At 36.8% G+C, this 13,650-nt stretch carries 11 protein-coding genes; 2 read left to right on the top strand and 9 right to left on the bottom strand.

Annotated features, from left to right (window positions below; translation table 11 throughout):
• The 3 genes from K8V80_RS07150 to ftsY form a co-directional block, all read right to left on the bottom strand.
• A partial coding sequence (locus tag K8V80_RS07150) for an HU family DNA-binding protein (RefSeq protein WP_276776530.1) occupies window positions 1–1,026 on the bottom strand: 1,026 nt, incomplete at its 3' end.
• An 11-nt stretch (window positions 1,027–1,037) separates the two neighbouring features.
• A complete protein-coding gene (rimO, locus tag K8V80_RS07145) occupies window positions 1,038–2,333 on the bottom strand; it encodes a 30S ribosomal protein S12 methylthiotransferase RimO (protein ID WP_276776527.1) in 1,296 nt (431 codons plus the stop codon).
• On the bottom strand, window positions 2,334–3,287 hold the full coding sequence (gene ftsY, locus K8V80_RS07140; protein ID WP_006744598.1) for a signal recognition particle-docking protein FtsY: 954 nt from the start codon (window positions 3,285–3,287) through the stop codon (window positions 2,334–2,336).
• A gap of 168 nt (window positions 3,288–3,455) precedes the next feature.
• On the opposite strand from ftsY, the gene K8V80_RS07135 reads away from it, so the two are divergent.
• The gene (locus K8V80_RS07135; protein WP_276776523.1) at window positions 3,456–4,475 is read left to right on the top strand and encodes a pirin family protein; all 1,020 of its coding nucleotides are present in this window, start codon (window positions 3,456–3,458) and stop codon (window positions 4,473–4,475) included.
• 78 nt (window positions 4,476–4,553) lie between these two features.
• Here K8V80_RS07135 and K8V80_RS07130 read toward each other — a convergent pair whose 3' ends face one another.
• The 5 genes from K8V80_RS07130 to tsaD form a co-directional block, all read right to left on the bottom strand.
• Window positions 4,554–4,706 (bottom strand): DUF4295 domain-containing protein, encoded by a 153-nt coding sequence (locus K8V80_RS07130; RefSeq protein WP_006744596.1) that lies wholly within the window; start codon window positions 4,704–4,706, stop codon window positions 4,554–4,556.
• A gap of 7 nt (window positions 4,707–4,713) precedes the next feature.
• Entirely contained in the window at window positions 4,714–4,902 is a 189-nt protein-coding gene (gene rpmG / locus K8V80_RS07125; RefSeq protein ID WP_006744595.1) for a 50S ribosomal protein L33, read from the bottom strand.
• A 16-nt stretch (window positions 4,903–4,918) separates the two neighbouring features.
• Entirely contained in the window at window positions 4,919–5,179 is a 261-nt protein-coding gene (gene rpmB, locus K8V80_RS07120) for a 50S ribosomal protein L28 (protein WP_006744594.1), read from the bottom strand.
• 114 nt (window positions 5,180–5,293) lie between these two features.
• On the bottom strand, window positions 5,294–6,535 hold the full coding sequence (locus tag K8V80_RS07115) for a CinA family nicotinamide mononucleotide deamidase-related protein (RefSeq protein WP_276776532.1): 1,242 nt from the start codon (window positions 6,533–6,535) through the stop codon (window positions 5,294–5,296).
• A gap of 18 nt (window positions 6,536–6,553) precedes the next feature.
• Window positions 6,554–7,573, bottom strand: coding sequence for a tRNA (adenosine(37)-N6)-threonylcarbamoyltransferase complex transferase subunit TsaD (gene tsaD, locus K8V80_RS07110; protein WP_276776517.1), 1,020 nt, complete (start codon window positions 7,571–7,573; stop codon window positions 6,554–6,556).
• A 174-nt stretch (window positions 7,574–7,747) separates the two neighbouring features.
• On the opposite strand from tsaD, the gene K8V80_RS07105 reads away from it, so the two are divergent.
• The gene (locus tag K8V80_RS07105) at window positions 7,748–12,220 is read left to right on the top strand and encodes a translocation/assembly module TamB domain-containing protein (protein ID WP_006744591.1); all 4,473 of its coding nucleotides are present in this window, start codon (window positions 7,748–7,750) and stop codon (window positions 12,218–12,220) included.
• On the opposite strand, the gene K8V80_RS07100 is transcribed toward K8V80_RS07105, so the two are convergent.
• The gene (locus K8V80_RS07100; RefSeq protein WP_276776515.1) at window positions 12,207–13,568 is read right to left on the bottom strand and encodes a Fic family protein; all 1,362 of its coding nucleotides are present in this window, start codon (window positions 13,566–13,568) and stop codon (window positions 12,207–12,209) included. The genes K8V80_RS07105 and K8V80_RS07100 overlap by 14 nt on opposite strands.
• Window positions 13,569–13,650 lie beyond the last annotated feature (82 nt).

Here is a 13,650-nt window from a genome sequence, read left to right as displayed (position 1 = left end):
AATCAGCCCTAGTAAAAGAGTTAATCGCTTATAATAAGTAATGACTTGATCTTTATTAATCAGTCGCTGCTCTATCTTGGCAAGACGGTCATCATATCGTAATAACTGATCTTCGAGTTCTTCGGTATGTTGTTCTATGTTTTCCTCAATTGCTTCAGATACTTTTACGGGCAACTCCTCTTTTTGAGCTATTGAATCTTCTCGGTTTGCAATCGGATTCTTCTCCTCTACTTTAGACTCTTGAACAATGGGGCTTTCTTTTGCCATTGGAGTAGTATCAAGGGGTTCTTGAGGCTTTTCATTACCAACTTCTTCTTTCTTTTCTGGGTGAGTGATGGGTGCATTAAGTTCTACAGAAACAGATTCAGCAGAACTATGATCGTCCTCCTTACGGGGTTCTGCTTCAATATTGCCTTGAGTAGATGCTTCTTGTACTTCTTTAGGTTTTGAAGAATCTACTACCTCGGATGCAGCTGTAGATTTCAACTCCTTCTCATTACAGCTCAACTCAACAGCCTGAAAATGAGAAAAGGGTTTATTTATTGTTTCAGCGAAAGTCTCATCAGGAGTAAAAATAATATCTCCTCCCAACTCTCCTTCAAAAGTACCAAAACCTGGAATAACAGATTTCTTATCTTTTAAAAGTTGAGATTTAATGACCGATTTTATTTGAGCTATAAATAAGGAGGTTGCTTCTTTCTGCCATTCATAGCGTTCTTCAAATAGTTCATAGACAGGGTTTACTTCTTCATTTTCATCTAACTTTAAAACACCCAATATAGCAGATGATGAAAAAACCACTTTAAGAGAAGGTGGATTCAGTATTTTACTGCCATCTTCTCGCTTTTCAATATACTCTAAACGCTTTTCAACTTCAAAGACACCGAAAGGATCAAAACTAGCTTTTCTATAAGTTTGCAATTCTGTAGCAAACCCTAAAACAAAGGTTTCAAGATAAATTGAAACATCTGCCTCCTGCATATTAATTTTACTTGCTAGCTTATCAATAAATAACTGACTATTCACTATTACCGTCTTTAAATAAGATCTCCATAGAGATCAAAATCATCGGAACCTGAAATCTTCACATCGTAGAAAGAACCAATTTCAATATCTTGCCCTTCATCTTTAATGAGAACTTCTGGGTCCACTTCTGGAGAGTCATATTGAGTTCTTCCTATAAAATATTCTCCTTCGATACGATCTATGATTACGCGTTGCTCGGTACCTACTTTACGTTGAGCTACCTCTGCAGAAACACTCTGTTGAATATCCATCAACTCACTTAGGCGAGCCTGTTTGACATCATCAGAAATTTCATCTTCATAATTCTTAGCTGAGAAAGTACCTTCTTCTTCTGAATAGGCAAATGCTCCCATTCTATCGAACTTCACTTCACGGACAAAGTCTTTCAGCTCTTCAAAGTCTTGCTCTGTTTCTCCTGGATGCCCAACCATTAATGTAGTACGAATATGAATGCCTGGAACTTCTGCTCGCATACGTCTTATCATTTCCAAGGTATCTGCCTTGGTTACATTACGACGCATCTTAGAAAGCATATTATCTGAGATATGTTGCAATGCGATATCTAAGTACTTACATACATTATCGTTCTCACGCATAACACGCAATAAATCGTATGGGAAGTGTGCTGGATAGGCGTAGTGTAAACGAATCCATTCAACACCAGGAATAGCAGCCATACGCTCTATTAACTCAGGAAGACGTTGTTTTTTATACAGATCTACACCATAGTAGGTTAGTTCTTGAGCTATTACCTGAAACTCTCTCACTCCCTGTCCTACTAATAGTTTCACCTCATCGAGGATATCTTCCATAGGTCGAGAAACATGTTTACCGGTAATAATGGGGATAGCACAATACGAACAAGTACGATCACAACCCTCTGATATTTTCAAGTAGGCATAGTGATCGGGAGTAGTTAGGCTACGTTCCAAATGAAGCTTTGGATCGTAGTTTTTCCCTAAATCAGCTAATAAACCTTTCCAATCAAATTTACCATAAAACTTATCAACTTGAGGGATTTCAATTTGAAGTTCTTTCAAATAGCGTTCAGATAAACATCCCATCACGAAAAGCTTATCCAACACTCCTTCTTCTTTGGCTTGAGCAAATTCCAGAATCATATTGATTGATTCTTCTTTTGCATCACCTATAAATCCACATGTATTAATAACGGCGATATCGCCTTGAGGTTCTTCTGGATCGTGTTCTACATGATAGCCAGAAGCTTCTAGTTGACGGATAAGTTGCTCTGAATCGACTAGGTTCTTTGAGCAACCTAAAGTAATAATATCTATTGTTTTCTTCATTTATTGTTCTCCAAATAGTGAGTCTACAAATTCCTCCTTATTAAACACTTGTAAATCGTCTATGCCCTCACCAAGGCCAATATATTTAACAGGAATTTGGAATTGATCTGAGATACCTATCACTACACCACCCTTTGCCGTACCATCTAGTTTGGTAATAGCCAATGAGTTTACTTCTGTAGCTAGAGTAAATTGTTTTGCTTGTTCAAATGCATTTTGACCCGTAGAGCCATCGAGGACTAAAAGAACTTCGGAAGGAGCATCGGGTATGATTTTCTTCATTACATTCTTAATTTTAGTCAATTCATTCATGAGGTTGATTTTGTTGTGTAATCTACCTGCGGTATCGATAATTACAACATCTGCATGATTGGCTACAGCCGAACTCAAGGTATCAAAAGCTACTGATGCTGGGTCGGAACCCATCTTTTGTTTGATAACAGGAACCCCTACTCTCTCTCCCCAAATCTCCAATTGCTCAACAGCAGCTGCTCTGAAAGTATCTGCTGCTCCAAGATATACTGATTTACCAGCAGCCTTGAACTTAGCGGCTATCTTCCCGATAGTAGTAGTTTTACCCACACCATTCACGCCAACCACCATAATAACGTAAGGTGTATCTCTTTGAGGAAGATCAAAAGCAGCATCACTTGCTTTGTTTTCTATTAAAAGGGATGCAATTTCTTCACGAAGAATAGCATTTAATTCTTTCGTATTGACGTATTTATCTTTCGATACTCTATTCTCTATTCGCTCAATAATCTTGAGTGTAGTATCTACGCCAACATCAGATGTAATCAAGACTTCTTCTAGGTCATCAAGAACGTCATCATCAACTTTTGACTTTCCTGCAACAACACGAGCTATTTTACTAAAAACACTCTCTTTAGTTTTTGACAAACCTTGGTCCAAGGTCTTTTTCTTCTCCTTAGAGAAAAAATTAAATATTCCCATATTTCGCGAATTAGTTTAGTATATACCTTCTTTGGCCTACAAAGATAACAATTTTAAAGCATAAGTGTAAAATTATCCATCTAGTTTGATGAATAATATAAGAGCTTAAACCACGCAAAACCTTAAGCCTTTACTATTTGTTATATATGAAACTATTAACATAAAACTATGAAAGTAAAACTAGTAGCTCCAATGGAGTTTCAGCTCGCTGTGCAAAATCCTTATATCTTATGTTTTCATCATCGAGATGCTTTCCCAAAAGGCACTAAACAGATGACTCCTATTCAGTATTTACCCAATCGCAACCCCAATGGAGATTTTGATTTATTAGCTCCATGGAGGATGTATTATGGAAATAAAATTCCTGGATTTCCCGTGCATCCACATAGAGGTTTTGAAACCATAACAGTGGTAACCAAAGGCTATGCTGATCACTTCGATTCGTTTGGGTGTTACGGGAGATATGGTGAAGGAGATGTACAATGGATGACTGCCGGAAAGGGCATTCAACACTCTGAGATGTTTCCTCTACTTAGCGAAGAGCAAGAGAACCCGATGGAATTATTCCAAATATGGCTCAATCTCCCTAAAAAGGATAAGATGGTTGAACCTAATTACAAAATGCTGTGGGCAGAAGATATTCCAACAACAGTAGTGGATCATGAGGGGGCAAAGGCTACTGTTAGGGTTCTTGCTGGAGAATTTAATGGGATACTCTCACTCGATCCTACTCCTCATTCATGGGCATTTGATAGAAAGAATAGAGTTTGTATTTTACTCCTAGAACTAGAGCCTCATGCTAAAATCACCCTGCCAAAGGTATCTTCTACCCTCAACAGATCTATTTATCATTATTCTCAAAATCAAGCAGAAGTAGATTTAGAGGGTCAAGGATTATCTGAGGGAATGTATGCGCAGTTAGAGGGTAACGAAGAGATTACGGTTCAGAATACAAGTCGGAAAGTTGCCAAACTCTTAGTTCTTGAAGGTGAGCCAATAAATGAGCCAGTATCAGCACATGGACCTTTTGTTATGAATAGTAAGCAAGAGATTTTACAAGCTTTTGAGGATTTTAGAAAAACAGAATTTGGCGGGTGGCCTTGGGATGCAGAAGACCCCGTCAATGACAAGGATGCACCTCGCTTTGCGAGCTTTCAAGAAGGGGAAAAAGAGTATCCACTTTCTTGAATTTACAGAAGTTATAAGACACAAAAAAAGCCCTTTCCGCATAGGAAGGGCTTTTTTATATAAGGTTCAATACATCTCTTATTTTTCAAAGAAGTCTTTAAGCTGATCTTTGTGAAGAATTTTTTCTTCAAACATGTAAGCTCCTGTTTTTGGAGACTTAACCATTTTAATTGCTTTAGTATATGCGCGGTCTTGACCTTCGTGCGTACGCGCAACTGGTTTCTTTGCCATGAGTATATTATTTTATTTCTTTATGTACTGTTACTTTCTTCAAGATTGGGTTGTATTTTTTCAACTCAATTCTTTCAGTTGTATTTTTTCTGTTCTTTGTAGTGATATAACGTGAAGTACCTGGCATACCACTTTCTTTGTGCTCAGTGCATTCTAGAATAACTTGCACTCTATTACCTTTTGCCTTTTTTCCCATAAGTCAGTCCTCCTGTTTATCCGATTACTTTAATACTGTTCCAGCTGCAAAAGCCTTTATCTACAGCTTCATGTAGAGCAGCATCTAAACCAATTTTGTTAATTGTGCGTAAACCAGCAGCACTAATGCTTAAGCTAATCCAGCAACCTTGTTCTACATAGTAGAACTTCTTATTAAACAAGTTCACATCAAAAGTTTTTTTAGTTCTTCTTTTAGAGTGTGAAACGTTGTTGCCAACCATGGCCTTCTTTCCGGTAATTTGACAAATCTTCGACATTTCTATCTTATTTTTTCGTTTTTTTCTCTATACTTATTTCAAACAGAGTGCAAAGAAAGCACATTTCTAGTTAGAAAGCAAGATTTTTTCAAAATAATTCATTGAAGTATAAGACTATTTAAGTTCTTGAAGCAGTTCCATTAACATAAAAAATCCTTGATTACAAGTTCGCTCTATATTCATCTCTCTTCCATGATCATAATTTAGCAAACGAGTGCGGATTTTATCACCACATTTTACTGCAATCCAAACTGTCCCAACAGGTTTACCAGGTGCTGCTCCCGTAGGACCAGCAATTCCAGTAGTCGCTATTCCACAGTCGGAATGAAGCTGCTTACATACTCCTTGAACCATTTCAAGAGCAGTTTCTTCACTCACTGCTCCATGCTTTTCTAATGTAGCGGACTGTACGCCCAACTGCATTCTCTTTACACCATTTTGATAAGCTACGATAGAACCATTAAAGTAGTCTGAGCATCCGGGTATTGCTGCAATTTTAGCTGCAACTCTACCTCCAGTACAACTTTCGGCTGTAGCCACTGTGTATTTATGTTTTCTCAACCAAATTCCAAGTTGCTCTTCCAAAGGTTTATCATCTTCAGCAAAAACATCGTGCTTTAGAATCTTTCGTAAACCTTCTTCAGCTAATCTTAAAGTCTCCTCTAGTTTTGCTTTATCTTCTCCTTGAGCAGTCAATCGTAATCTCATTGCTCCAGGTTTGGGTAAATAAGCCAAACGGATAAAAGAAGGTAGTTTATCTTCCCACTCTTCCAAGACTTCAGCCAAAACAGATTCTGGATAATTCTTCACGATATAAGTTTCATGAAGAATAAAATCTGTATCAAATTTCTTATTTAAACGAGGAAGGATTTCTTGCTCCATCGCAGTCTTCATCTCATCAGGAACTCCTGGCATAGACACCAGTACTTTACCTTGATGATCAAACCAACTGATAGAGGCACTTCCTACATGATTAGGGATTACCGTGCAGCTTTTCGGAACATAGGCCATGCTCTTATTCTGCTCATTCATCGGTATTCTGCCTGCTAATATACGCTTAATATTCTTATATACGGCCTCATCGAATACTAATTCTGTATTAAAATATTGGCAAAGAGTAGTTTTTGTTATGTCATCTTTGGTAGGACCTAACCCTCCAGTCATCAACACAATATCTACTCTTTTTAAGGCAGAGTTTACAGCTTCAGTAATCTCTTTCGAATCGTCACGAACTGAGGTGATTCGATTTACTGCTATGCCAAACTGATTGAGCTTATTTCCCATCCATGCAGAGTTCGTATCTACCACCTGCCCAATTAAGAGTTCATCTCCAACCGTAATAATCTCAGCAAAAATCTTCATTCCTCTCCTTCCTTATAGTGATACACGTGAATATGCTGGCAAATCAATCGTTGCGAAATCCTTGTCTAGGTATTTAAAATAACCAGACATAGCAATCATAGCAGCATTATCTGTGGTATAACTAAATTTAGGAATATAGACATTCCAACCATATCTTTTGGCATGATCAAGGAATGCGTTACGTAAACCTGTGTTTGCTGAAACTCCTCCTGCAACAGCTACCTCGTTTATTTTATATTCTTTAGCTACTTTACGTAGTTTATCCATAAGGATATCTACAACTGTCTTTTCAAGAGACGCAGCCAAATCATTTTTATGCTTTTCGATAAAATCGGGATCTTCTTTTAACCAATCCTTTAAAGAGTAAAGGAAGGATGTTTTAAGACCACTAAAACTATAATTAAAACCTGGGATATGGGGTTTATTAAAGGTATAGGCTTCGGGATTTCCTTGACGAGCCATCTTATCAATAATAGGACCACCTGGATAACCCAAGCCCATTACTTTGGAACATTTATCAATGGCTTCACCAGCAGCGTCATCAATAGTTTGTCCTAAAATCTCCATTTCACTATGAGATTTTACCAATATAATTTGTGAGTTACCGCCCGATACTAATAAGCAAAGGAAAGGTAGTTTGGGTTGTTTGTTTTCTTCTCCTTCTGTTTTAATAAAGTGAGCTAAAACATGACCTACCAAGTGGTTCACATCTATCATTGGAATATCTAGAGAGCGAGCTAATCCTTTTGCAAATGAAACACCTACCAATAATGAGCCCATAAGACCTGGACCTCTAGTAAATGCCACTGCACTTAGTTCTTCTTTGGTTACACCTGCTCTTTTTAATGCTTCATGTACTACTGGTACAATATTTTGTTGGTGAGCGCGTGAAGCTAATTCGGGTACTACCCCACCATACGATTCGTGAACAGCCTGACTTGCCACTACATTAGATAGCAAATATCCATCTTTTATGACAGCAGCTGATGTATCATCACAGGATGATTCAATTCCTAATATAATTGTACTCATAATTTAAACAATCTAATTATGCCACAAAAGTAATCATAAAAGTAGGATTCGTGATGTTATATTTTATATTTTTGTTTCAAATTACTTTAAAACACCGTATTTATCAAAACGCTTAAGAAAATTGTTCGATGGGTTCTGGGCATATTGTTGGGTATTTATTTACTCCTCATTGCTATGCTCAACATTCCCTCTATTCAGAGTTCCATGTCAGAGTTTGTTGCCAAAGAATTGGGCGAACATCTTCATACTGAACTACGAATAGGTAGGATAAATATGGGTTTGCTCAATCGCATCATTATTGAGGATCTATATGTGGAAGATCTTGCAGGAAAAGATTTACTCAAAGTATCTCGTCTATCTGCTCGATTTGATATTTTAGAATTACTTAAGGGAAAGATTTCTATTAATAGTGTACAGCTTTTTGGATTCGACTTAAAACTGGCAAAACCTTCTTTGGAAGATGAACTCAATTTGCAATTTATCATAGATGCTTTTCAATCTTCTGAACCCAAGAAAGAGAGTAATCTTGATCTTCGTATCAACTCTCTTCTTATTCGAAGAGGAAAACTCTCATACGATGTAGAAGATCAACCCCACTCTGAACACAAGTTTAATGCACACCACCTCAAGTTTAATAATATTGTAGCCAATATCTCTCTAAAAGCTTTAAGACCAGACTCTATCAATGCTTCAATTAAGCGGTTTAGTGTGAATGAAGCATCGGGATTGGAACTTAAGAAACTCGCTCTTAAGGTAGTTGCCAATCCGGAGAAGATGCAGATTCAAAATTTTGAAGTGGCTCTGCCTCAGTCTAAGTTACAGATAGATACCATCAATCTAGCTTATGCAGGGATAAAATCTTTTGATGAGTTTGCCGACGAGGTTGAATTTTCTTTAAAAACTCTTCCTTCTTATATTACATTAGGCGATTTGAGTCCGTTTGTACCTGGATTCAAAAACTTCAAGGAACGTATCAATCTAGATTTAGAGGTTAATGGAACGATAGACCAACTCAACTGCTCACACCTTTATCTGAATGGAGATAACCATCTCTTTTTAAGGGGGAGTGGAACGGTAGAAAACTTATCACATCCCAAAGATGCTTTTATCTATGCTTCACTCTCCAGATTCTCCATAGATCAGCAAGGAATGGAGTTTCTTGTACGAAATTTGAATGAAGATTTTCAAGGCATACCGCCCATTCTTACTCGTATGGGCACAACATCTTTCCAAGGTGAACTATCGGGTTACCCCAATGATTTTGTAACCTATGGTGTGTTTCGCTCAAGCACATTGGGAAATATTCGTACCGATGTTAAATTCTCCAAACCAGAGGATAAGGGTTTGTTTAGTTATAAAGGAAGCATCAGTACGCAAGAATTTAACTTAGCCCAACTATCCAATAGTGATCAGCTCGGTTTGATATCCTTCAATCTACATGTGGAGGGAATTAAAGAGGAAAGGAAAGCATATCCTAATGTCAAAATACAAGGAAACGTTTCTGAATTTGATTTTAGTGGATACAATTACGAAAACATCTCCATTGACGGTTTATACAAAGAGGGTGGTTTTGATGGGCAACTTAGCCTTGATGATGAAAATGGATTGGTAGATTTGAATGGTAGCATTAATATTGCTCAAGCTATTCCGTCTTTTAACTTCGAGGCCAACATCATTGATATTCGTCCTTACCAATTGAACCTCAGTAAACGAGATGAGGATGAAAGATTTTCAGTTAATATCGTTGCCAATTTTACGGGTGGTTCTATTGATAAAATGAATGGAGAGATTAATATTAATAATCTTGATTATCATACGAGTTTCCTTGAATACAAGTTGGATAACTTCAAAGTTCAGGCCCTACATACTGATGAATACAATAAATTACTTATCAATTCAAAGTTTTTACGTGCTCATATTGATGGTCAGTATTCATACAAAACGCTATTGAGTAGCATTATTAATACCACCAAACGCTATTTGCCTTCGCTTACTTCTACCTTGAAGACGCCAGCAAAGAGTAAAAACAACTTTAGTTTTGAAGTAGATTTAGAAGATACAGAGATACTTACTCATCTCTTCAATATTCCTTTTCAAACCTTTACGCACTCCACATTAAAAGGGTACTTTGATGACGAAAAGGAACGAGTACATATTGAAGGTTATTTTCCTAAGCTACGCTACAAAAATGTAAACTATGAGTCGGCTATGATTTTGTTTGAGAACCCGAGTGACGAACTAACTGCTCACATCCGACTTACTCAGCAAAAATCTTATGGGGCTGTGAATATCTCTTTAAATGCTCTAGCCAAAGAGGATATCATCACTACTTCCCTCAACTGGGGGAATACGGGAGCTGCTACCTACAGTGGTAAGTTTAATACAGAAACATTTTTCCAGAGAATAAAAGATGAAAAGCAAAAACCTTATCTCAAAACGCAGATTAAGGTATTACCTAGTGATGTAATATTAAACGATACCACATGGCAGATACACCCATCAGAAATAGAAATTGCACCTCAATTGGTGAAAGTAAATAACTTCTTATTCAGTAACGAACGACAGTTTTTACAGATAGATGGACAAGGCTCTATCTCTCCTCAAGATACACTCTTCTTAAACTTAAATGACATTGACTTGGGCTATATCTTCGACATTGCCAATATAAAAGAGGATGTTGACTTTAAGGGAAAAACAACGGGAAGAGCCATTGTAAGCAACCTTTTTGATAAGCCCAATATGAATACCAATCTACATGTAAACAATTTTACTTTTAATGATGGTTTACTAGGAGATATGGATGTCTATGGTTTTTGGGATAATGATACACAAGGTATTTTCTTGGATGCAGAAATTAATGAAAACGACTTAGGCTCGACTTATGTTACGGGGTTTGTATATCCTATTGCTCCCAAGAGTGGACTCGATTTGGATATTATAGCCAATGGAACAAATATCAAGTTTTTAGAGGGATATATGGCAGATATTGCCAATGATGTAAAAGGTAGAGCTTATGGAAGTGTTCGTTTGCATGGACAGTTCAAAACACTCAATCTAGAGGGAGATTTACTAGCTGATGCTTCTCTCAGAATAGGTGTACTCAACACACATTTCGCTCTCAATGATAGCCTCTATTTCACTCCTAATGGGATAGAGTTTAAAGATATTCATCTACGAGATTTGGAAGGTCATACGGGTAAACTGAAAGGGGCTTTGCATTATCAGCATTTTAAAAACTTGAAATACCAGTTTGATATCAATGCCAATAATCTATTGGTTATGAACACAAAGGAATCACCCGACCTCCCTTTTTATGGCAAGATATATGCTACGGGAAATACTATTTTAAGGGGAGACCAAGCAGGGCTCAACGTAGATGCATCCGTTCGAACCGACAAAAATACACAGTTTACTTTTATAACGAATGCTACAGCTTCGGCAGCAAGCAATCAGTTTATCCATTTTAATGATAAAACACCTTATCACAATGCTAATTTAGAGAAGCCTCAAGAGCTTGATATGTATGGTAACGTAATACAAGAGGATACTGAATACGACTCTGATATTGATATTCGTCTTAATTTACAGATAGAAGCAACTCCTGAAGCCAATGTGAAAATAATTCTAGACCCTATTGCGGGAGATTATATGACAGCTGCGGGAACTGGAAACATTCGGATGGAGTTTTACAACAAAGGGGATGTTCGTCTGTTTGGTAGTTACGAAATCCAAAAGGGTATGTATAAATTCAGCTTGCAAGAGGTTATTCGCAAAGATTTCACCATTATGCAAGGAAGTAGTATTTCTTTCAATGGCAGGCCGCTAGATGCAAATCTGAATATCAGGGCGCAATATACAGTCAACTCGGTTTCACTAACCGACTTAATTCCTTCGGAAAACTCGTTGACTAGCCAGTCGCATATTAAAGTAAACTGCATCTTGGGAGTAACGGGTCAGCTCACTAGTCCCAACATTACTTTCGACTTAGATTTGCCCAATGAGCACGATGAAGTACGTTCTCTCGTTAAAAACTATATCAATACCGAGGAACAGATGAATATGCAAGTATTATATCTACTAGGTATTGGTAAATTCTATATGGCAGACAATGCCAATAACAATCAAAGCTCGGATATGATGTCATCCGTTTTATCCTCCACCCTTTCTGGACAGTTGAATGATATTTTATCTCAGATGATTAATAATAATAATTGGAGTTTTGGAACCAATGTAAGTACTGGAAGCAAGGGCTGGACAGATGTAGAAGTGGAGGGAATGCTCTCGGCACAACTCTTAAACAACAGACTATTAATTAATGGAAACTTTGGATACAGAGATAACCCTATGGCCACGACCAACTTTGTAGGTGATTTTGAAGCGGAATGGCTATTAAATCGTTCGGGAAATATTCGCTTAAGAGGATATAGCAAGACAAATGACAGATACCTTATTCGTACCAATTTAACTACGCAAGGAGTAGGTATTATGTTCCGTAAAGACTTCTTATATTGGAAGGAACTTTTCTTTTGGAACACCATAAAACTACGTCGTCAAGCTAGAAAAGAAGCTAAACTAAAGGAGCAAGAAGCTGTATTAAGAAAATCTAAAGAGGAGAAAGAAAAAGAATTAGCTCCTATTCAAGAGTAGAATCATCTCCTGCAATACATCGCCTGCCAAGCGAAGTTCTCCGATACTTCTGTAAGCTACTCTTAGGCTTATCGGGTATGGTCATCTCTATCAAGTTATCTGCTAATGCAGGGTTTAAATAGTGCTGACTAAAATGCTTCCTATCTGCTAAGTTTAATACCTCTTGAATTTCTGCCCGACTTAATTCTCCATCCAAAATCAAAAGCATACTTTCAACTTGGGGGGTAACTTGAGGGGTAACTTGGGGGGTAACTTGGGGGGTAACATATTTAATCGCATTAGCCTTATAAAAAGTAATACGAATATAATTATCAGATAGTTCAAAGCAATCCTCTCCATATTTACTAACAATTCGAGGAATACCCGATCCTAGCTGCTCTACCAGGCCTAAATCCTTAAAAACTCTCATAAGCTCTTTATTCCTAGGAACTGATATTCCATGAAAAAACTCTCCCTCATTCAAACCCTGTGGCAATCCGCCATTAGATTGAATTTCTATTCTATCAGAAAACACTTCTACCTTGGGGGGTACCTCATTTCTGTAATCATTGTGAACAATAGCATTTATTATAGCTTCGCGAACAGCAACTTCATTCCATTGGTTATGTTCAATTCTCTCTTTGCCAGTTATATATGAATGTGTTACATTTTCAACACCAACTTTATCTAGTATTTGCTTCGTAGCTTTAATTAAAGAACAATAACCAAACTCATTATTTTCTATTAAGTTAATTCGGTCTATCCCCTCATATTTAGCAACCTTCATAGACAAGCCATTTTCATCAGAAAGTAAATAAGCCGCATAATTATAATAATCATCATCTAATAATAATTCAAGAGTTCTAGCAAATTGCCCCTTTAAAGGTCTACTAATACCTTCATAATAAATTTTCAATTGCTCAAAATACAATTCTTGTGTAGGCGATTTTATTCTACAAAGTGAGTTAGTTACATTTCTCGAATACAATTCACTTATTTTTTTTGGAGACATTGGTTCAGAAGAAGAACCAATTCTTTGAAAACAACCTTTAGGAGTTAAACCATACTTTGACCAATAATATGGCTTATCTAAACCAACAGATATAAGAATTTCAATAATAGTATTTCCTCCAAATTCGGAAGTTAAAATATCAACTAACCCCAAGGTAGAAGGAGCTATATTATTCTTAATCCTATCTTTTATAGCTAATTGTAGATTGTCAATATTATTTAATTGAACACTAATACCTGCATCATCTACACCTATCAATATTTTGCCTCCTTTAGTATTTAAAAAAGCCACTATTTCGCGTTCTAAATCTTTCGTTAGATCTAGTTTGTATTCAATATACATACTTTCATTATTCATATTCCAAACAATTACAATTAATTATTTGTAAATATAATTATATTCTTATAACACATTATTTTAAATCTAATTATATTTATTA

It is taken from the genome of Bacteroides coprosuis, assembly GCF_020741705.1.
GTDB lineage: Bacteria > Bacteroidota > Bacteroidia > Bacteroidales > Bacteroidaceae > Bacteroides_E > Bacteroides_E coprosuis.
Note: the sequence above shows the minus strand (reverse complement) of the source record. Positions and strands in the feature narration are given on the sequence as shown.

Coding starts and splice junctions, on each gene's coding strand:
- rimO (WP_276776527.1), bottom strand. CDS start 2,333: ATGAAGAAAACAATAGATATTATTACTTTAGGTTGCTCAAAGAACCTA.
- ftsY (WP_006744598.1), bottom strand. CDS start 3,287: ATGGGAATATTTAATTTTTTCTCTAAGGAGAAGAAAAAGACCTTGGAC.
- K8V80_RS07135 (WP_276776523.1), top strand. CDS start 3,456: ATGAAAGTAAAACTAGTAGCTCCAATGGAGTTTCAGCTCGCTGTGCAA.
- K8V80_RS07130 (WP_006744596.1), bottom strand. CDS start 4,706: ATGGCAAAGAAACCAGTTGCGCGTACGCACGAAGGTCAAGACCGCGCA.
- rpmG (WP_006744595.1), bottom strand. CDS start 4,902: ATGGGAAAAAAGGCAAAAGGTAATAGAGTGCAAGTTATTCTAGAATGC.
- rpmB (WP_006744594.1), bottom strand. CDS start 5,179: ATGTCGAAGATTTGTCAAATTACCGGAAAGAAGGCCATGGTTGGCAAC.
- tsaD (WP_276776517.1), bottom strand. CDS start 7,573: ATGAGTACAATTATATTAGGAATTGAATCATCCTGTGATGATACATCA.
- K8V80_RS07105 (WP_006744591.1), top strand. CDS start 7,748: ATGCTCAACATTCCCTCTATTCAGAGTTCCATGTCAGAGTTTGTTGCC.
- K8V80_RS07100 (WP_276776515.1), bottom strand. CDS start 13,568: ATGAATAATGAAAGTATGTATATTGAATACAAACTAGATCTAACGAAA.